A 20,291-nucleotide genomic window follows, 5' to 3' on the forward strand; every position below is an offset into this window, starting at 1 on the left:
TCCCCTATCAATTCCTAAAATTCATATACTGCATCCCGCAGCGCCAACACACTAAGCTCAGGAACTTCCTTTGATAACACCTTGCATAGAACATCACAATTAACAATCGGGCTTACCAGCAAAGCATCCACTTCCGCCATCTCCTTTATATCCCTCAGAAGGACAACCGGGATTCCATCTAATGTCCTCATGCCTTGCGCATTTCTATCGACAAAGTATTTCACCTCTATATCCAAACCCTTAATCTCGTCATATAGGATTCTTCCAATTTCACCGGCGTCATAGATTGCTATAGAATGATAGCCATACTGATGAAAAAAATCCGCAAAAGTCTTCCCTGCATTTCGATTCTCCAGCCAGCGTTTCATCATTGTAAAACCCTCGCGGTTTAAGTTTTTATTCTCAAGATCTACCATACTACCTTCCTCCTGACAACAACATAAATCTCTCTCTATTATCATGATAGTACTGTTCCATCGCCTTATTCTGCGGACCGAAAGCCAGATGCCCCACTACTGCATTCTCCGCTACGACCATAGCATAAGACTGCAGCACACAGAACTGGCAGAAAGCCTCTTCATCCATACCCATGTTGCCGGCAAATGCCGGAAATCCTTTCATCCTGATCCAACTATTTCTATGGAACAGAACAAAACCTATGCTATAACGTATCGGACAGATCGAATACTGAAACTCTCTGTGAGACAATATTTGCTGCATCCTGTCCAGATCATTCATAGCTTGATTCCCTTCCCCCCACATAAATCTTGCCGTCTCAGGATTCTCACAGATATTCCGGTGATGCGTCAGGTTCGTATACTTAAGTTCTCCGAACCTCTCCTGCCACAAATCAACAGCATCAAAAATCTCCAACAGCCTCACATGTCCGTAACCATTAATCGGAATCAATGGCGTTACAAATCCCACCTCATATCTGCCTTTTTCTGACACGGCCTGATAAGTATCCTTCAATATCTCAAACACACCTTTTGTCAAAAAGATATCCTCATCCATCTTGTACACATATTGTGCATCCGAATGTTTCCATATCGCCGTATTAACCGCCATAGAAACATTGTTTCTTGATGTACTCAAGTATGACCACTGATACTCTTCGCACATATCCTGCAAACCGCTATTCACTAAACCGCTCGTAACAATACAGATGTCTATATCCTTCGGCACGAAGGCACGAAGTCTTCCGAATACACTCTCCCACACGAATTCCTTATATCCCGCAAGAACGATCAACAAGTATTCGGAACCCTTTCTACAGTCTGTAAACTGACATGTCTCGTCGATTCCTAAGGAAAGCGAACACATTGCCATAAGCGTCTCTACATGCAGAAAATCCTCTCCGGGAAGCTTCCCCATATCAATCAGATTCTTATAGATCTCTTTATAATAGATGCTGGATACTATGACAAACGAGTCTTGGGGAATGCCATCTTCTAAGGAGATAACTTCCTTCCCCCTAAAACTGTCATTCTCCTTCTCTGTCACAATAAAACGGGCAACATTCGGAAAATGCCTGTTGATTTCAGTCTCATGAAGTAGATACATGGTTCCCATTCCCCACACGGATATATCCTTATCCCTAATCTTCTGGCACAGGGGATTACAAACCAGAAGTTCCTCTCCCAGGATATAACTGTCCTCTCCATATCCCATACTTTTCAATCGGGTGATTGCTTCTCCGTGGTTTTCCTGGCATATGATGACTAACACCTGATCCGGAATTTCTTCTGCCAGCTTCTGTGTCGGATAGACCAAATCTTTTGACACACTGATCAAATTCTTTTCCTGTATGCAATCATCCACATAATATAGAAAATCAGGAAGATTGGAAAAGCCAAAAATACCGTCCAGATCACTCTGCAGGATTCCGATTCCCCAGATTACTATCTTCTTATCCTTTATTCCAGAATCAACCATAATCATCCCCTTCTTTCTTATTCACAGCTTCTGCATCCGGCGATACTCAAAAAACACGCATTGCTTTTCTCCAAAGCAATCGTTCCTCGGGAATCCCTCGTTCTGTCAGTTCCTTTCGAATCTTTCCCACCAGCTCATCATCACTGACCGCAATATAGATCAGATCGTATCCTACGTTCAATATTTCATCCGGCGGCGAGATCGGCTTCCCCTGCTCTTGATAAGACTTATAATTCTTATCTGCCCATAGTACAATTCTGTAACCATAGTTCTTCATCTGGGCATAAGTATCTTGTCCGGCCTTGCCGGCGCCGTAGAGAATGATTCGCTTATCTTCCAGATAGGAAAGATCCGCTATGTATTCCGGGATGGATGCTCTGCTGTCGAATCCCATGAAATCATTGATCGCCTTACAGGTCAGATGTGTGATCCATTTCTGCAATTGAAATATCAGACAATCCTTTAACTCATGCTTCTTAAAATCTGCTTCTAATGCATGATATACTTTATTTATATTGGTCAATACATTGGCATTCACCGAATGCATCGCTGAACCTTCCCTATAGCGATAATGATAAAACCCTTGGTGCGTCACCACTATGGAACGGCACTGTAACAGATATTTATAAGTGAAAACCGCATCCTCCTCATAAGTAATGCTCATATCCATTTCTTTGCATATCTTTTTTACCAAACTGCTTAAAAATAACTTATTACACATTCCCGGTATAAAAGGCTGAGCGTAATTACTTCGGGAATCGTATACCATATTTTTTATTATTTCGTAAATCCTTTCCCCAGAGTATAATCCTTCCGGGAATCTATCGTATTCTTCGATCCATCTGTTGGGTGATATCTCCCTATATACCTTTGCAGTAACAAGATCTGCTTCCCCGATCTCTTCAAGCAACGTTTCTATCATATCCGAATCGACCCAATCATCTCCATCAACGAATGCAATATATTTTCCTGCCGCGTTGTCGATTCCTCTGTTCCTGGCAACTACTACTCCTCGATTCTCCTGCCTGATTACTCTGATTCTGCCATCCTGCAGTGCCAATTTTTCGCACAGGTCACCAGAGCCGTCCGCAGAGCCATCATCTATCAAAATAATCTCAATATTGCGATATGTCTGTCTCCGCAGGCTTTCCACACATTCTTCAATATACGAAGCTAAATTATATACCGGAACTATGATGCTTACTTTAGGACGCAGAATCCCTTCCCAAAACTCAAGGTGCGGATCCATCAAACTTTTGGGATAGACTGCATCATGAGCCAATCCCCCCATCTTCGCCAGTAAATCTCTTCGTTCCTCCAACATTCGAATCCTATCCGCTGCAGCATGATAATCCCCGATTGGAACAATATACCCATTTACAGCATCTGCGATGTCTTCTCTTACCCCCGACGTTGCAGTAACGATCGGAACCGCTCCATTTCCCATAGCTTCTATAATACCGATACTTCTTCCTTCAAAATCTGCAAGATTAACACACACATCTTGCCTCCTCCAAAATTCATGAATCTGATCACGATCCAATCTGCCCAGAAAATGTATCTTCTCATTTAAATGTCTGGAAGAAACAAATTCTTCCATCTCTTTTCGTGCCGTCCCCTCTCCCGCTATCTCCATCTCGAAGGGAATATTATCTTTCACGAGTAATTCTATCACCCTCAGCAGTAAGTCCATCCGTTTCTGATAGTGCTCTATTCGCCCTGCATATCCTATGCGAAGCGGCATAATATCACTTTCCGAATAACTCCGTCTTAATACAGGGGCACAAGAGAACGGACACGTCATCGTAAGGATTCTCCCCTCTTCAACACCTCTGCGCATCATATCATCTCTGATATCAAGACTGACACTAACATAAAGATCCGAACATTCTCTGAAATCAACATACTCCTCATAGGCTTCTTCGCTGCTATTATGTATAACAGATATTATCTGAATTTTTTCCGGATAATGACACTTTACCAGATATGCCGCCAACATAACCTCATCCACTGCACTCGTAATTACTTTGCATGGAAGTCTGTTCATAATTGCTTTGACCAACTTCTCGACTGAACTTACAGAGAATCTTTTCTGATGATCAATATCAACGTATACTACATTCTTCTTCACAAGATCCGGCACTTCATAATTCCCTTGATCAGAAATGATATACACGTCTTCATTCCCCTTCTCGATCAAAGCGGCGCTCAGATCTATTGTCCATGCCTCAACTCCGCCTAATCCCAGACCATTATAGCAATCAAACACTATACTTTCTCCGTGATTATCTCCATTTCCCGCTTCTTCTATGTTGTGCTTTATGGCTTTGCTCCGTCTGTATGCTTCAAGGATAAGCCGATCGTAATGTATCTCCTTTTCTAATGCAAACCTATACTTCTCTCGTAACACCTCTCGTATATCTCGGCAGGCTTCCATATCCGCAACCGTAATGCACAAGCTATATTCCTCATGACTCTCGTTGAGAGAATCCGGGCTTTCAACTAATATTCCTTCTATTCGGTTCCCCCATTTAGCAGGATTACTGTCCACAATAAATATAATCTCAATCTCAGAATCCAATTGCCGCAATATTTCACATAATATCCTGCAACGCTTCCCTGAACCATATAAAATAACGCTACGCATCATTCCTTATCACCTGATCCGCTGCCGGTATCGGATAATTCTTCGCTTCCGCCCCGTTGCAATGTCTGCACATATCCAGATATCCCTTATCCGAATATCCTAATGTAAATTCCAGTAATTCTTTTCGGTAATCCGTTCCATTCAATCTATCCATATCCAAATAATCATCCTGCCCAACATGGAATCCCAAATTGTCCGAAATACTTCTTGCCATGACACAATAATAAAATCTATTCTCTCGTATCTCCCTGCACGGAGTCTTACACGCATCGAAGACCTTTACTAATTCATCCTCTGATTCATTTCTATTGACGTATTCAAAACCATAGTCCATCCACTCATGTTCTTCTTCACTAAGAACATATGAAATCGAGTAACTCTCTAACACATCCATCAGGCGCTGATATGTCTTTTTCAATCTTGGAACTTGATACGAATAATTTGAAATTCGGAATAATATATTATATTTTTGACATGCCCTCAAAATATCCTTATTCGGTATAATCGTACCATTTGTAGTAATAACAAAAAGTGAAATCCGCTCTCTGTATCGTCTGCCTATATATTCAATCACTGTCTCCAATTCTCTATAAAGAAGCGGTTCTCCTCCTATCAATACAAATTCTTTCACAAAATCGACTTTAGAAAAAAAAGAATCTGCACTTTTGTAAACCTGTTGTAAAGACATATCTATAGCTGTTGCATTATCAACATAGGAACAACCGTGGGCACATTTCTTACACTTTAAGGTACAACGCTCCGTCAATGTGATCTGAGCCAACGAAACATATGATTGGTTGAATCCATATACTGAGATAATTGGGAAGATAAAATCCACAAACTCATCATACAAGAAGAAATCTTCTCCATGCTTTAATAGATTGTCTTCCAATTGCTGCTTAATTGTTACCGTATTCGCTTTTGATGCCGCTATGATGATCTGACCGTCTCTTCTCAGCAAATATTCCGTCAGCGTAATAACTTCGGTTCCATCTATTCCATCTCTCTGCTTATCAACGCTATTGTCAATGAACATTACTGTACAGTTATATTTCATAAATACAGACAATAATTCCCTCCCCATCAGACCTGCACCAAAGATGTAATATTTCAACTGTGGGTTTGCTGACATAAGATCTGCTGCAAATTGATCGAGTTCATGTGTTTTGTTTTTCCATATCATTTACTTCCCTCCAAGGTACAATATCATTTATAATTTTTTTATTCAGCAAATTTATATATCGTTGTACCAAACCATATGATTTTATCTGATCCAATCCCCATCTCTTCCAACTCTTCCATAATTTCTTTTGCAAGCTCCGGTACGTGGACTGCAATTAAAATATAATCATACTTATAGTGTTTTATTTCCTCTGGCAAATAAATCTTTCGATCATCTCCACAGAATTCCTCTGCCTTTTTATCAATCCACAGAATGATATTACAAAAATGATATTTATTATTTTGTTCCATATAAGAAATACCAACACTTCCAGCACCATATAGTATAATATCTGAATTGTAAGGTATCGCATTATAAGGAAATAAATATTTATCTATCTCATATGTCTGAACATAACATTCTCTCCTCAATTGTACAAATCTCATATAAAAGTAATCTAATTCCTTTAGCAATTCATTGGAATAATCACTTTTTTCAAACATCTTTTTCAAATAAATATATAATCTATAAAGTCTTTCAAAATAATAATAATCTGATAAATATGACGCCACTTCCCCTTGTATTCTTTGCCGATGATAGTAATAACATTTTCTAACTACAACCATAGAGTCTATATCCAGCATCATGGGATAAATTACACTTGTATCTTCACCCAAATAAATTCCTAATTCTTGCACATTTTGCAAATATTTTTTTAGAATCCTCTTTTCAAAAACTTTAGTACACAAGCTTGGGTCAAGTTCTTGTCTGCCTCTATTTTTGTTCCAAAGCATAACTGGTAACACCTGATTTTTTATGTCATGCTTTTTATATAATTTTTCTTCTAAACAAGGCTTATCATAAATCATTTTGTCTTTATTCCAATATCTACATATACCACTAACAACTATTTCTGCATGTGAAGACTCTATTGCATACATTAAATCTTCATACATGGCCTTATCAATCCAATCATCCGAATCGACAAATGTGACATATTTTCCATTCGACTCTTCAACACCCGTGAAACGGGCAGATAACAGCCCTTTATTTTCTGTGTGAATAACTCGAACTCTACTATCTTTATCCGCATATTCATCACATATCCTCCCTGAATGATCTGTAGATCCATCATCCACTATAATTATTTCCAGATTTTTATATGTTTGTTCTATAATACTCTCTATACATTCCTGTATATAATTTCCAACATTATATACAGGAACAACTATACTTAACAAAGAATCTTGTATATTCCCCATTAATTCATTCTCCACCTTCTCAAGAAATTACACACTATATCACCTAATAATATATAATGATTAATTCCTCGATAGCTTAACAACTCCTGTACCTCTCCTTCTAATGCTTTATCAACACCCACAAGAATTACGTCCTCATTTTCATTAAAATCTATTTCCGACAAATAATATGGATTATACGATATACCTTCCCTCTCAATTACATCTGAAACAATAAATCCACATATGTTAATTCCACAACCTTCTAAAATACCTTTCAGTTCTTGTCCAAAGCTACCACATCCATAAATATATATATTAAATCCTTTAATCTGTTGTATCATCTGATATACCGAACAAAATTCTGATATTTTATTCTGATATAAAAGTTGATATTTTTTTTCAATTGTTGCTTGATTGAATTGAACCGCTGTATCAAAGATTTCTGAATACTTCTTTTCATAATATTTCGAATAAAAATTTCGATATAATTTTACTTGTTTTTCTGATAACACATATTGCCACGTCACTAACAACGCATTGAATACATTGGCAATGTATTTCTTTGTATCCTTTGTAATTTTGAATGCACCAATATTAGGATATCCACATTTTTCCGATGGATCTATATCAATTATTTTTTCTGCAACAACAGTATCTAACAAAAGTTGTGTCGCATACGCATCGTCAGAATATGTCAAATGGTGAAGTAAAATGTCATGCAAAACAACTATTGATCCTTCTTTCAGAAATGGAAGGCACGCTAAAAAGTCTAATAATTCTCCCGGCATAACATGCATCGTATCTAAAATCAAGAAATCAATTTCTTTTCCAATTTCTTCTAAAAACTCTGCAGAAATACCTCCTGTATATAATTTGAAATTAACAATATCGTCTAACACTTTTACAGCTTGTTCTGCAAGATATCCCGTTTTTAGACTTTGATCTGAATATAGCATCTCAGAAATATCTATAGAATTCACTTGAGTGTCTAATTCTAATAATTTAATACAATTCAAAATAACTGCAGTCGTTCCTCCTGCAGCCACACCAATTTCAACAAGTTTTTGAGGTTTATTTTCTTTTATCAGTCCACATAAAAACGACAATTGCCATTCTGTCATTTCTGATTTTTTATCAGATGAAATTTCATCTAAAATTCCTATCGGTTCTTTAAATAATGTAACCATCCAAACCCTCCCTTAATGCAGTTGGATATTTTCCTATATTCCCAAATCTTAATAAACTAAATATGTATTTTTGTACTATCTTTGTAATAGATATTATCCTCTATCCAGAAGGGTGCATAATAACTGTAAACCCTTTCTGCCAACAAAGATTTCTCTGCATCCTCCTGCCATTTTGGATGAAGCGCAACAATTATGCCCGTCTCCTCCCATCTATATGGAAAATCCTCAATTTTCCACACATTTTCGTCTTCTAATACTTTCTGATCATTAGACAAAATACAACCTATATACTCAATACCACATTTTTCTAAATACCTTCTTATTACATCAGAATATTTACCCATTCCCATGATTACTAGATATTTATATTTCTTTGCATATTTTTCAATTTCCTTATCATTATAAGACACCTCATTTAATAATCCCCAGATTCTTTTCATATCCTCCATTAGAGTATCATATTTTCTTTCCGTTAAACGCGATAATTCATTACATTTTTTTACATACAGCTGCACGTCATCAATCTCCATATATTCTGATATATTGTCAAAAAAATATATGTTTTCTCTTTTTCGTATGCTTAAATGAAATTTTCTACTAGTATAGTCATCATATTTCGTTAAAAACTCTATCATTCTTAATCTATGGCATATGGAATATATTTTATCATCCCCATATTTTGCACTCCAAGATCCGTTATGCATGTATCTATATAATGACATTTTTTCGTTAAAATAATAAATTTTTCCTTTTGTAATTGCAAATAATTGTCGCGGCCAATCCCCTACCTCACACTTAGGAAAAGACTCATCCCAAAAGAACGCTTCTCTCCTTAACACAAATGATGCCGTTGGAATTCCCCCCGCACCTTTCAAAATAATATCCTCAGGAGTCAAATAGCCAGTTGCATTAAAATTAGAATGCTTTCGTTTTTCCCCGGTTCGACAATCAAGTTGCCACGCATCATGAACTGTCATAACACACTCTAAATGCTTCTCCATAAACTCAACTTGTGTTTGTAATTTATAAGGGTCAACCCAACAATCATCTCCTTCACATAATGCAATATATTTCCCCGTTAAATACTTTTTTCTAATTTTTTCGCGCTCTGGAAAGCCTTTCTGCCTTTCTTCCTCATATCTATTCCGATCCGGCCTAAATATTTCAATTATATCTGGATGTTTATTCTTATATCTACCTATGATTTCTGATGTTCCATCACTTGAAACATCATCATATATAAAAATGCGATATGTGAATTCTGTTATCTGGTTCAAGATCCCCTCAATTGCATCTTGTATATATTTAACATGATTATATGTCTGACAAAAAATAGAAATTTGTACATTCTCCATTAAACTATCCTTTCCCTTTTAAATGTCACATTTTCATAAAATTTGACAATTCATTCTGGAATTACCGCATATAATACTGTCTCCCACATACAAGAACAATAGTGTCTTATATAAAACTTATATTCTGGCACCAAGTCCAAAATATATAGTGGTAATTCTAAAATATCCTCTGGCTTATGATATATACAAATTGCTAATCTCGGTTTATTCTTCTTTATTGTATTTTTTGCTCCCTCTAAAGCCTTTAATTCACTTCCTTCTACGTCCAATTTGATATATGTAACTTTCTCATCTTTTATTATTTCATCTAAGGTTACACCCTTAACAACAGAATTTCCCACTTCTGCTATATGAGATCCCGCTTCTGCTTCTACAAAAAGTAAATCTTCTTTTTTGTTCCATAGAGCATTATTATATAACTCAACTCCTGTAATCTTTTCTCTCTCAATTCTTCCTTTTATCACTTGAGACATATCAAATATTGGTTCAAATACATATACTTTTTTATATTCTTCACGAGACCATTCAACAAAGTCAGACACTGTATTTCCATTATACCCTCCCCCATCAATAAACACTTCTCCATCTTCTGGTAAAAACATATCAAAATATTGTTTTCCACGGCGCGCTAATACCATTCCATATTTTGAATATAAAATTTTCTCTATCGGAAATCTTTTTTCCATTAGGAAATGAAACATTTCTTCTGCATATTTCTCAGATCCCAACACAATTAAATAATCGTTATATTTTTCTGTTAATTCTTCAGCAGAAATTACATTTATTCCTTCCACCTTACTTCCAACCTTAGAAATATCACTGTCACAGAAATATGTAGGCTGATAATTACATAATTCTAAAACTTTTTTTGTTCTTTTACCATCATGTCCGCATCCAAAAATTATAATCCCCTTAATATCTACTCTTGCTAAGATTTCATTTAACTCCTGACAATACCAATTTTTTTCTAATGCATCAATTATATTATAAAATTGTTCTCTATTTCTTGTTATCATATAATCAATTTTTGCATCAAAAAGTATTTTCGATTTATCATCTAGCATTAAATCTCTAATTTTTTTCAAATCTAATAGCTTCTCATAATATCCCATACGCTTTACCGCTCCTGTTGTTTTCATTATATTATTTTACGCATTCCCAGATTTCTCTACCCTTTAGAAACTTCTTCCCACATTGCCTTTCTGCAGAATCTCGTTGTATATAAGACAACATATCGTCTATGTTGCATTCTGTTTCAAAAATTTTTTTCTTATTATAATGAATATATACTTTTTTATATTCTTTATAAGGTAATAGCTTTGTCTTTATCCATTTTTCCATCCCATCTTTTTTGCTTATAGACAAGATATAGTTTGCTGAACGCATTGCAAAATAATATTGATCACCATCTTCACAATATCCATAGAACTTACTCCACCCTTGGGGACCATAATATTGATAATCCTTTGGGTATGCATCATACTTTTTTATTCCTTTTGTATCCAAATCTATATACAAAATATCTTCACTAAATGCAGGTAATAAAAAAATCCCTTTATCTGTCACCGCAATACGCGAAAAAGAACACCCTGTTTTATTGTTGTTACTGCTACAATCTGCTATTCTTTCTACTTCCCCATTTATCATATCCCAACGATAAATTATTCCTTCTACATTCAATATATAGATATATCCCCCATATGACATCACGTGTATACATTCTTTAATCTCCACTGCAAGAATATACTCAGTCCAAGTGTCATTTTCCATATCATACACAATAACTTGACTCCCATACCTCGGAAAAAGCCACACCTTATTCTCCAACTGACATCCACGCCAAAAATCTGTATACTCTTCTCCTAGATTTTTATTTTTCTCCTTCATAACAGAATGCAATTTCTTCTTTTTTTTCACTCTCCCCGTTCCCAGATCCATTTGTACAAATCCAGCTGAATATGTCGGAAAAATATAAATACTCTTTTCAAAATACGCAAATGCTGCATAATTGTTCCAGTCTTTACTATTACAAAAAATGTCAAAATAACTGCATTTTCTATCTGTTATATTTAACTTCATCATTCGTTTTCCATTCAACTCTAAGACAAATATATCATCTTCTATGCTAAACATATAATCTGAACAAAATTCAGAATCATAATTTTCTAAATCATCTAATATTGTTATCGTTCCGGTGTGTAACTCTACCACGATTGGAATTTTCTTAAAAGTTGTAAATGAAACCATTTTCCCCTGCATCAAAGTACATGTCGAAAATAGTCTATCTCTTTCAATCCTTCTTTTATCTAATGATTGACTGGTATACATATTTTGTTCTCCTGTTTAGATTATATTTCATCACTACAATCCCCTCTTCCTAAACATCCTATCCTCAATTCTCCCAAACACAAACCTGTCAATCACAATCCCAATTACCACAATTACAATCATCACCAACATCACCTGGTTAATATCTGCAAGATCCCTTCCCACCAGAAGAGTATGTCCTAATCCCACTGTAGCGCTCATAACTTCACCGGACATCAGCGCTCTCCACGCGAACGACCACCCCTGTCTTAGTCCTTCCATGAATTCTGGCATAGCTGCCGGAATTATAACTTTCGTATATAGCTTTTTCTTATCTGCTCCCATCGTTCTTGCCACTTTAATCCATAATGGATTCACATTCCTGATTCCATTCCTCACTGACAAAGCAACACTAAAAGCCGAACCCATAACTACTACAAACAAAATCGCACTCTCATCCAACCCGAACCACAATATAGCAAACGGAACCCAACAAATACTAGGAAGTGTCTGTAATCCTAACAGCAATGGGTGCAGACAGTGATGAATTTTCTCGCTCAGCGACAGCAGAATCCCCATCATAAGTCCCAACACTACCGACAGCCCAAATCCAACCGCACCTCTAACAATGCTATATAAGAACGCCTGGAGCAGAGTCCCTTTTTCTATCAGACTTTTACAGGATTCCACCACACCTAACGGACTGGGAAATGCATAGCTTTTCCACCATCCAAACTGTACCGTCCCAAGCCAGTACAGCAGCTGCCATGCAACAACCAACGCAACATAAAAAATTCCGACAAGAAACTTCTCTTTACTGAAAATTTTCTTAATCAAACTCTCCCTGTTCACTCTGTTCCACCTCAATCCTAACATCATCAAGTATCTTTCTTCTAAGTCTCAAAAATTCTTCTGACTCTATATGTCTCGGTCTTGGGAGATCTATGGAATATACTTTTTTCAAACCTGTCTTTCCGGCTCCGATCACGGCAACCTGATCTGATAGAAATACCGCCTCCTCCACACTGTGCGTTACCAAAATCATCGTCCGCCTTGCCTCAGCACAGATTTCTGCCAGTTCTTCTCTTAACAGATTAGTTGTCTGCTTATCAAGCGCCGAAAATGGTTCATCCATCAAAAGAATCCGGCAATCCATCGCCAGCGCCCGCGCAAGGGCAGCCCTCTGCTTCATCCCTCCTGAGATCTCATGCACACGATAATTGCAGAATCTATCTAATTTAACAAGTTTTAGATATTGATGCGCCCGCTCATCCTGTTCTTCTTTGGAGCAGCCGATCACATCTAATCCGAATTTCACATTTTCGATCACATTCAGCCATGGAAATAACGCCGCATCCTGAAACATCATAATCCGGTCATTCCCCGGACCAACAATCGGTTTGCCATCCATAAGAATCTTTCCTTCTGTTGGCAGTTCCAGACCCGCGATCAAATTAAGAAGCGTCGTTTTCCCACATCCGGACGGACCAACGATACCAAAAAACTCGCCATCCTCTATCTTAAGAGATACGGAAGTCAGTACTTCACCGCCCTGCTGTTGGTATTGCTTTGATACATTTTTTAATTCAAGCAACACATTTACCACCTTTCATGTCATACCAAACCAATCCTGCGCTATTGCAACTTCAAGAATCCCTCATATGGACTTTCTGCCGTAAATCCTTCACGTACACATATCTCTGAAAATGCATTCACCGTATCGGCATTTATATCAGAATTGAATGTAATGTGTTCTAAAGATGCCTCCAGTATATCTACCGCGATGGACTTATCCGTCGCAAGCTCAATCTCTTCATTAATAGCTGTCATTGCTTCTTTCGCATTTCCATTCAGATAATCCGTTGTCTCTTCATGAACCTTAAGAAACTTATTTACAATGTCTGGATTCTCTTCCATAAACTCTTTCCGCGCCACTACAACGGCAACCGGATAAGATCCTTTGCTCCAGACTTCATTTTCATCACATATCACTTTCGCGCCGCATTCGTTGATCAACGTCTCCGCCCAGGGTTCCGGAACGCACGCCGCGTCGATCTCACCATTCTGCATCAACTGGAGGATATAGGCATTCGCCGTCGCCGTCACCGTAACATTACCGCCTGCCTCCGTCGTCGCCAGATCATTCTCAGCCAATAAGTCTAAGAAAACCAAATGCTGCGTATTACCGATCTGCGGAACTGCAACATTTTTCCCTGCAAGATCAGAGACATTTTCTATCCCGCTGTCCGGTGAAGCAAGAAGCATCATCCCGCCGTCTGAGCATCCGGATACAACCACAACGTCACCTTTTGACTTTACATTCGCGCTGATTGCTGGGATCGGACCGATATAGCCGATATCAATATCCCCGGAAAATAACGCGGTTACTTCGTCGGGTCCGGCGTTAAAAGAGGTCCAATTGACCTTAACATCATCCCCCAACGCTTTCTCTAATGTCCCTTCATTCTTAATCATAAGCGCCTGGCTATGCGTGATATTGGGGAAATACGCTATATTCACCGCTTTATCCTGTGTCTGCTTCTCTCCACAACCCGCACACATCAAAAGACAAACGGCGCCTGCAAAAGCCATTTTTGCAAAATATCTATACTTTTCTATCTCTCTCTTGCAAAATCTCACAGATCACACCTCTTGTTATTTTTATTGATATAGTTTTCTATTTCCCCCAAAACATATTTCACAGCCTCTTCCAACGATACTTCTGTCGTATCTATCCTGATTTCTGCGCGCTCCGGCTCCTCATAAGGACTTGAAATACCTGTAAAATTAGGAATCTCTCCATTCCTCGCTTTTTTATAAAGCCCTTTTACATCCCTCTTTTCACACTCTTCAAGCGGAGTGCTGACATATATTTCTATAAAATTCTCTTCTCCGACGATTGCACGCGCCCTTTCACGATCATTCTTGAATGGAGAGATAAAAGAAGTCAGCACGATTAATCCTGCGTCATTCATAAGCTTTGCCACTTCCGCAATTCTCCGGATATTCTCAATCCGATCCTGTTCTTCAAATCCCAGATTGCTGTTAAGCCCCATACGGACATTATCGCCGTCCAACAGCATCGTATATCTCCCGGATATACTCAACGCCTTCTCTATCTCATTCGCCAACGCGGACTTGCCTGCGCCTGACAATCCGGTAAACCAAAGCGTGACCGGTCTTTGCCCCATCTTCACCGCCCTGATTTCCCGGGTAATGTCCAACTTCTGCCATACAATATTCTCAGATCTGCGAAGAGAATGTCTGATCACGCCACAGGCGGACGTCATGTTCGTCACCCTGTCTATCAACACAAAGCAGCCGATATCTTTATGTTTCGTAAATGTATCGTACACAATTTCTTCTGCCGTTACGATATCACACACTGCAATCTCATTCTTATATAACTTCGAAGCCCTCAGATGTTCCCCCGTATGGATATCTACCTTGTATTTTACCTTCATGACGGTTGCCGGAAGCAATTTCGTTCCTATTTTAATCAGGAAATTCTTCCCCTGTACCAGCTCTGAATCATCCATCCACAATAATGATGCAGAGAACATATTGCTGACCTTTATCTGTGTCCCCCGGACAAATACACAGCCTCTGGATACATCAATCTCTTTATTCAGCTGGATCGTTACGGGATCCCCTTTCTTCACAGTCTTTACTTCTCTGTCTGTCAATAGAATGGACTGTACCTCTGCACTTTCGCCGCTCGGCAATACAGTAAGCGAATCTCCTTCAGAAATGCATCCTGCTGCAACTTGTCCCTGATATCCCCGAAACATATGATTCGGCCGGCATACCCGCTGAACCGGCATAACGAATCCTTCTTCTTCCGTCCCGATATCAATATTCACTTCTTCCAAATATTCAAGAAGCGTCTTTCCGTGATACCATGACATAGGGATCGACTTTTTCGTAACATTGTCCCCTTCTGTCGCAGATACTGGTATGACGGTTACACTCATAAGATCCAGATCAATGGCAAGCTTTCTTATCTCTTTTTCAATCTTCTTATATGCATATTCTTGATAATGAACAAGATCCATCTTGTTAACCGCAAAGCAAAAATGTCTTATTCCCATAAGACTGCATATCCTTGCATGACGCCTCGTCTGTACCAGGATCCCCTGCGCGGCATCCACCAAAATTACAGCAAGCTCCGCAAAAGAAGCGCCGACTGCCATATTACGGGTATATTCCTCATGTCCCGGCGTATCCGCCACGATAAAACTTCGTCTCTCCGTCGTAAAGTAACGGTACGCGACATCTATCGTAATTCCCTGCTCGCGCTCCGCCATCAACCCATCCAAAAGCAAGGAATAGTCTATCTTTCCCTCCCTGCTTCCAACTTTGCTGTCCAACTCTAACGCTCGCTCCTGATCTGCAAAAATCAGCTTGGCATCATACAACATATGCCCGATAAGGGTAGACTTCCCGTCATCTACACTTCCACAAGTAATAAATTTCAGCAATCCATTCTTCATTTTTAGAAGTACCCCTCCTTTTTTCGCCTCTCCATGCTTCCTGCCGCCTCGTGGTCTATGACACGGCTTGTTCGTTCGGAAGTTACTGCTCCTAACGTCTCATCCACAATGGCATTTAACGTATCTGCCTGCGATTCCACACCGCCGGTCAGGGGATAACACCCCAGCGTCCGAAACCGCACACACCGCTGTACGACTTCCTCCTCCGGCAACAGGCGCATCCGTTCGTCATCTACCATAATGATATTACCGTCCCGGTATACTATCGGTCTGACCTTCGCAAAATAGAGCGGTACAATCTCAATCTTCTCTCTGGCAATATACTGCCAGATATCCTTCTCCGTCCAGTTTGACAAAGGAAATACTCTGATACTTTCTCCCTTATGTATCTGTGTATTGAATTGATTCCACATCTCCGGTCTCTGGTTCTTCGGCTCCCACGCCTGAGCTGCGTTACGAAAAGAGAAGATCCTTTCCTTTGCCCTTGACTTCTCTTCATCTCGCCGTCCGCCCCCGAACGCTGCCGTAAAACCATATTTAGACAATGCCTGCTTCAACGCCTGCGTCTTCATAATATCTGTATACGCCGACCCATGATCAAAGGGATTGATTCCTTCCTTAACCCCCTCTTCATTCGTATATACCAACATCTCTATCCCTTTTTCTCTGGCGATACGGTCTCGGAACTCTATCATCTCGTGAAATTTCCAGGTTGTATCTATATGTAAGAATGGAAAAGGCGGCTTTTCCGGATAAAATGCCTTCAATGCAAGATGCAGCATAACTGAACTGTCTTTTCCAATAGAATACAGCATAACCGGCTTCTCACACTCTGCCGCCACCTCCCGCATGATATAGATTGCCTCTGCCTCCAGGGCATCCAAATGTAAAATATCTGACAAAGCTGCCTACCTCCCTTAACATTTCTAGCTTTCACTATCGACAGAATTATAGCATATCATTAGCAGATTCACAATATAATATAATATATAAACTATTATTTCCAAAATCCTTATGTTTTCTTAACTGGATGTCGATAGGACTAATGTAGATTTCAGAAAGGTGGTATATTATTATGTCCAAGGATGCAGCTAATGAAAACATCATCGAGCAGGCGAAGATAAATAAGAACAAGAAACCTTTGATTGCAGTAATCATTATCGCAGTGATTATTATCGGCATTCTAATTGGTATTATTCTTTACCTTCTTCCGCGCCCGGAAGCCAAACCGTACAATAATGTTGTGACTCCGGATAACGTTGATGAAGTCATTAGCCAAATGGAAGAAGAGTCAAAGACGCCTGTCGGTTCTTACGAGGTGTCTATGAATACGGACTGGGTATTTCCGGATAGTAATTCAGCTTCTACGAATGCTTATGTAGAAAATGCTGTGACTAATCAGAATACTGTCTATTTCACCATAGCCCTGGCAGATGATCCGGAAACGGATATTTTCAAATCTCCATATCTGGAAGTTGGAAGTCATTTAGCCGACATCAAGTTAGATACTGCACCATCACAGGGGATTCATGATGCTATCATTACTTACCATTTGGTGGATGAAGAATTTAATGATTTAAGTTCTGTATCCATGTACATGACGATTACTATCGAAAAATAATTTAAAATGGAGGAAAGAAATATGAGAAATGCAAAAGTTTCTAAAATTCTGGCAGCTTCAATGGCTGCAACAATGTTATTGACACCAGCAACAGTATTGGCTGATGATGTCGTAGACATCTCACAAGCTGGCGGCGAAGTGAGTGGTAGTGGTGATTTTGAAGGATATGTAGACAAGAATGTTTTTCGCGTTGTCCTTCCAACAATTTCTGATGTCAATTTTACAATGGATCCGCAAGGATTATTGCACGGTGCTGATGCCTCAACCTATCCAACCGAAGGGCCCGCCGTATATTTTGCAAACGCTCCTGCAGATGCCGGTGATCCTACTGCCTATTCCAATACCAGCGATGGTATAGTTTTTGTCAACAAGAGTTCCTACGATATAAAAGTCGGCTTAGCTGTAACACTTAATACCGGCGATATCACATTAGCAAAAGCTGCCGATGTAGCGTCTGCAACCACGCCTTCACTTAATCTAGGACTGAAAAAAGATAGCGAAGATGCTGTCGATATTGATTCTGCAGCTTTTAAAAGTGCAGCAGATACAGTGGATGCTGTTCCTGCCAAAACAGATAGCGCGGATGGTTATTATGTAAAAGCAGAGCAGGGTAATCCAGGAGAGGAAGGAGTATCTCCAAATGGTTATAAATATTCCTATGCTCTAGATGATAGCTATACTGCTGGTGCCGATCAAACAGTGACATACAAATTAACCGGTGCCTGCAATGATGTTGCCGGTTGGGGTAATATTAAAAATAAAAATGTGACTGCCAAAATCGCTTGGACAATTACTGACGCAACTGCGCCAGCAATTACTGGAACAGCTTACAGCGTAAGTAGTAAAACTAATACTTATACTTTAGAAAATATTTCTCAGGGAATCACCTCTATTGGTGTTTCCACTGACGGTACTACAGTTTCTGGCAATCTCCCTGATGACGCTTATTCAGTAGCTAGTAACACTTTAACAATTGATGGTACAAAAAATACATTTGTTGGTTCCGGTGGCGTTGGAAAAGTACGTTATTTCTTCGTAACCTTTGCTGATGGCAGTAAAATAAAATTCTCTGTTAATGTTGCAGCATAGAAATATTTTATCTATCCTAAACGAAATACCCCGCAACCTGTTGGTTGTGGGGTAATATTTGTAATTATAAACAAAAAATATTTTCTATCATTTTATTTCTTCAAGACTTTTTTGTATCAAGCAAACAATCTTATCTACCGTCTCATATTCCAACTCCGGATACAACGGCAGAACCAGTATGCGGTCGCTAACATTTCTTGCATTTTCTAACGGAATTTCTTTATACTTATTTTTAAAGCAGGCTGCATCTGCTGTAATTGGATAAAAATATCTGCGTGAATAGATATTATGTTCCCTTAATCTCTCATACACTTTATCCCGAACACTTTGATCAAATATATCTGCCTGAAACAAAACAGGAAAATACCCATAAGAATATGTAATTTCTTCATCATTATAAAGGCAAAGCCGAATACCAGGCAGCCCAGATAGCTTTTGAATATAATACTCCACCAGCGCCTTTCTTGCAATGACATTTTGCTCCACATACCTCAGATTGCACAATCCCATCGCCGCGCTAAATTCATTCATTTTCGCGTTCGCACCAATATCTGACACTAGCACCTCAGAACGTATACCAAAATTTTTCAAATTATATAGTTTTTTATATAGAGATTCTTCCCGAAAAGCAACTGCACCACCTTCAATCGTATTATATATTTTCGTTGCATGAAAACTAAAAATTGATGCATCTCCATAGTTTCCTACCCCAACTCCATCTACTGATTCTCCAAAAGCATGCGCTGCATCGTAAATTACCTTGATATTATATTTGTCAGCTATTTGCTGTATCTTTTTCACACTACATATATGACCATATACATGAACCGGCAATATAGCAACCGTCTTTTCTGTAATCAAACCTTCTATACATTCTTCATCTATCGTATAATCTGATACTTTTATATCACAAAAAACAGGAACCAATTTATTACGAATAATCGCATGGGTCGTTGATATAAACGTAAAAGGTGTAGTAATGACTTCTCCTCCTTCAGGAAAACCCATTGCCTGAATTGCTAATTCCAATGCCATATGTCCGTTTACCATAAGCGATAGATACGGCACACCTAAATATTCCGTTAATTTTGCCTCCAACTGCTTGTGATAATTTCCCATATTAGTCAGCCAATGCGTTTCCCATAACGATTTAATCATCTCTACATATTCTTCAAAATCAGGCATCGAACTTCTTGTCACCATAATCTTTTTATTTTCCATTTACTGCCCTGACCTTCCAAAATTCTTTTT

General features: G+C 38.7%; 17 protein-coding genes. 2 read left to right on the forward strand and 15 right to left on the reverse strand.

The window, feature by feature from the left end; genetic code table 11:
• Window positions 1–14: 14 nt before the first annotated feature.
• From VSQ62_RS28490 to cysD, 14 genes are read right to left on the reverse strand one after another with little or no spacing between them, the layout of a single operon-like run.
• Window positions 15–416 carry a hypothetical protein gene (locus VSQ62_RS28490; protein WP_334638267.1) on the reverse strand — a complete coding sequence of 134 codons (402 nt, stop codon included), beginning with the start codon at window positions 414–416 and terminating at the stop codon, window positions 15–17.
• A 1-nt stretch (window position 417) separates the two neighbouring features.
• The gene (locus tag VSQ62_RS28495) at window positions 418–1,935 is read right to left on the reverse strand and encodes a hypothetical protein (protein ID WP_334638268.1); all 1,518 of its coding nucleotides are present in this window, start codon (window positions 1,933–1,935) and stop codon (window positions 418–420) included.
• A gap of 46 nt (window positions 1,936–1,981) precedes the next feature.
• Window positions 1,982–4,585, reverse strand: coding sequence for a glycosyltransferase (locus VSQ62_RS28500; protein WP_334638269.1), 2,604 nt, complete (start codon window positions 4,583–4,585; stop codon window positions 1,982–1,984).
• On the reverse strand, window positions 4,575–5,765 hold the full coding sequence (locus tag VSQ62_RS28505; RefSeq protein WP_334638270.1) for a radical SAM protein: 1,191 nt from the start codon (window positions 5,763–5,765) through the stop codon (window positions 4,575–4,577). Before VSQ62_RS28505 ends, VSQ62_RS28500 begins: the two co-directional genes overlap by 11 nt.
• A gap of 38 nt (window positions 5,766–5,803) precedes the next feature.
• On the reverse strand, window positions 5,804–7,006 hold the full coding sequence (locus VSQ62_RS28510) for a glycosyltransferase family 2 protein (RefSeq protein WP_334638271.1): 1,203 nt from the start codon (window positions 7,004–7,006) through the stop codon (window positions 5,804–5,806).
• A complete protein-coding gene (locus VSQ62_RS28515) occupies window positions 7,006–8,175 on the reverse strand; it encodes a class I SAM-dependent methyltransferase (protein ID WP_334638272.1) in 1,170 nt (389 codons plus the stop codon). The genes VSQ62_RS28510 and VSQ62_RS28515 overlap by 1 nt, the downstream gene beginning before the upstream one ends.
• Before the next feature lie 56 nt (window positions 8,176–8,231).
• The gene (locus tag VSQ62_RS28520; protein ID WP_334638273.1) at window positions 8,232–9,530 is read right to left on the reverse strand and encodes a glycosyltransferase; all 1,299 of its coding nucleotides are present in this window, start codon (window positions 9,528–9,530) and stop codon (window positions 8,232–8,234) included.
• Between the two features lie 50 nt (window positions 9,531–9,580).
• Window positions 9,581–10,642, reverse strand: coding sequence for an FkbM family methyltransferase (locus VSQ62_RS28525; RefSeq protein ID WP_334638274.1), 1,062 nt, complete (start codon window positions 10,640–10,642; stop codon window positions 9,581–9,583).
• A 31-nt stretch (window positions 10,643–10,673) separates the two neighbouring features.
• Window positions 10,674–11,858: a hypothetical protein gene (locus VSQ62_RS28530; protein ID WP_334638275.1), complete on the reverse strand. Its 1,185-nt coding sequence runs from the start codon at window positions 11,856–11,858 to the stop codon at window positions 10,674–10,676.
• A 33-nt stretch (window positions 11,859–11,891) separates the two neighbouring features.
• On the reverse strand, window positions 11,892–12,689 hold the full coding sequence (locus VSQ62_RS28535) for an ABC transporter permease (RefSeq protein WP_334638276.1): 798 nt from the start codon (window positions 12,687–12,689) through the stop codon (window positions 11,892–11,894).
• Window positions 12,667–13,434 (reverse strand): ABC transporter ATP-binding protein, encoded by a 768-nt coding sequence (locus tag VSQ62_RS28540; RefSeq protein WP_334638277.1) that lies wholly within the window; start codon window positions 13,432–13,434, stop codon window positions 12,667–12,669. Before VSQ62_RS28540 ends, VSQ62_RS28535 begins: the two co-directional genes overlap by 23 nt.
• Window positions 13,435–13,472: 38 nt before the next feature.
• Window positions 13,473–14,477 carry an ABC transporter substrate-binding protein gene (locus VSQ62_RS28545; protein WP_334638278.1) on the reverse strand — a complete coding sequence of 335 codons (1,005 nt, stop codon included), beginning with the start codon at window positions 14,475–14,477 and terminating at the stop codon, window positions 13,473–13,475.
• Window positions 14,474–16,330: an adenylyl-sulfate kinase gene (gene cysC, locus VSQ62_RS28550; protein ID WP_334638279.1), complete on the reverse strand. Its 1,857-nt coding sequence runs from the start codon at window positions 16,328–16,330 to the stop codon at window positions 14,474–14,476. The genes VSQ62_RS28545 and cysC overlap by 4 nt, the downstream gene beginning before the upstream one ends.
• 2 nt (window positions 16,331–16,332) lie before the next feature.
• Window positions 16,333–17,232 carry a sulfate adenylyltransferase subunit CysD gene (gene cysD / locus VSQ62_RS28555; protein WP_334638280.1) on the reverse strand — a complete coding sequence of 300 codons (900 nt, stop codon included), beginning with the start codon at window positions 17,230–17,232 and terminating at the stop codon, window positions 16,333–16,335.
• 173 nt (window positions 17,233–17,405) lie between these two features.
• On the opposite strand from cysD, the gene VSQ62_RS28560 reads away from it, so the two are divergent.
• Window positions 17,406–17,951, forward strand: coding sequence for a hypothetical protein (locus tag VSQ62_RS28560; protein ID WP_334638281.1), 546 nt, complete (start codon window positions 17,406–17,408; stop codon window positions 17,949–17,951).
• 21 nt (window positions 17,952–17,972) lie between these two features.
• Entirely contained in the window at window positions 17,973–19,040 is a 1,068-nt protein-coding gene (locus tag VSQ62_RS28565; RefSeq protein ID WP_334638282.1) for a hypothetical protein, read from the forward strand.
• Between the two features lie 87 nt (window positions 19,041–19,127).
• Here the strand turns inward: VSQ62_RS28565 and VSQ62_RS28570 are convergent, their stop codons facing one another.
• Window positions 19,128–20,261: a DegT/DnrJ/EryC1/StrS family aminotransferase gene (locus VSQ62_RS28570; RefSeq protein WP_334638283.1), complete on the reverse strand. Its 1,134-nt coding sequence runs from the start codon at window positions 20,259–20,261 to the stop codon at window positions 19,128–19,130.
• Between the last annotated feature and the right edge of the window lie 30 nt (window positions 20,262–20,291).

Origin of the sequence: Sporofaciens sp. JLR.KK001, assembly GCF_036941055.1 — a bacterium.
Classification (GTDB): domain Bacteria; phylum Bacillota; class Clostridia; order Lachnospirales; family Lachnospiraceae; genus Sporofaciens.

Excerpts from the sequence above, each read along its gene's own strand:
- VSQ62_RS28490 (WP_334638267.1), bottom strand. The coding sequence starts at position 416 with ATGGTAGATCTTGAGAATAAAAACTTAAACCGCGAGGGTTTTACAATG.
- VSQ62_RS28515 (WP_334638272.1), bottom strand. The coding sequence starts at position 8,175 with ATGGTTACATTATTTAAAGAACCGATAGGAATTTTAGATGAAATTTCA.
- VSQ62_RS28495 (WP_334638268.1), bottom strand. The coding sequence starts at position 1,935 with ATGGTTGATTCTGGAATAAAGGATAAGAAGATAGTAATCTGGGGAATC.
- VSQ62_RS28510 (WP_334638271.1), bottom strand. The coding sequence starts at position 7,006 with ATGGGGAATATACAAGATTCTTTGTTAAGTATAGTTGTTCCTGTATAT.
- VSQ62_RS28525 (WP_334638274.1), bottom strand. The coding sequence starts at position 10,642 with ATGGGATATTATGAGAAGCTATTAGATTTGAAAAAAATTAGAGATTTA.
- VSQ62_RS28505 (WP_334638270.1), bottom strand. The coding sequence starts at position 5,765 with ATGATATGGAAAAACAAAACACATGAACTCGATCAATTTGCAGCAGAT.
- VSQ62_RS28570 (WP_334638283.1), bottom strand. The coding sequence starts at position 20,261 with ATGGAAAATAAAAAGATTATGGTGACAAGAAGTTCGATGCCTGATTTT.
- VSQ62_RS28520 (WP_334638273.1), bottom strand. The coding sequence starts at position 9,530 with ATGGAGAATGTACAAATTTCTATTTTTTGTCAGACATATAATCATGTT.
- VSQ62_RS28530 (WP_334638275.1), bottom strand. The coding sequence starts at position 11,858 with ATGTATACCAGTCAATCATTAGATAAAAGAAGGATTGAAAGAGATAGA.
- VSQ62_RS28565 (WP_334638282.1), top strand. The coding sequence starts at position 17,973 with ATGAGAAATGCAAAAGTTTCTAAAATTCTGGCAGCTTCAATGGCTGCA.
- VSQ62_RS28500 (WP_334638269.1), bottom strand. The coding sequence starts at position 4,585 with ATGATGCGTAGCGTTATTTTATATGGTTCAGGGAAGCGTTGCAGGATA.
- VSQ62_RS28560 (WP_334638281.1), top strand. The coding sequence starts at position 17,406 with ATGTCCAAGGATGCAGCTAATGAAAACATCATCGAGCAGGCGAAGATA.
- cysC (WP_334638279.1), bottom strand. The coding sequence starts at position 16,330 with ATGAAGAATGGATTGCTGAAATTTATTACTTGTGGAAGTGTAGATGAC.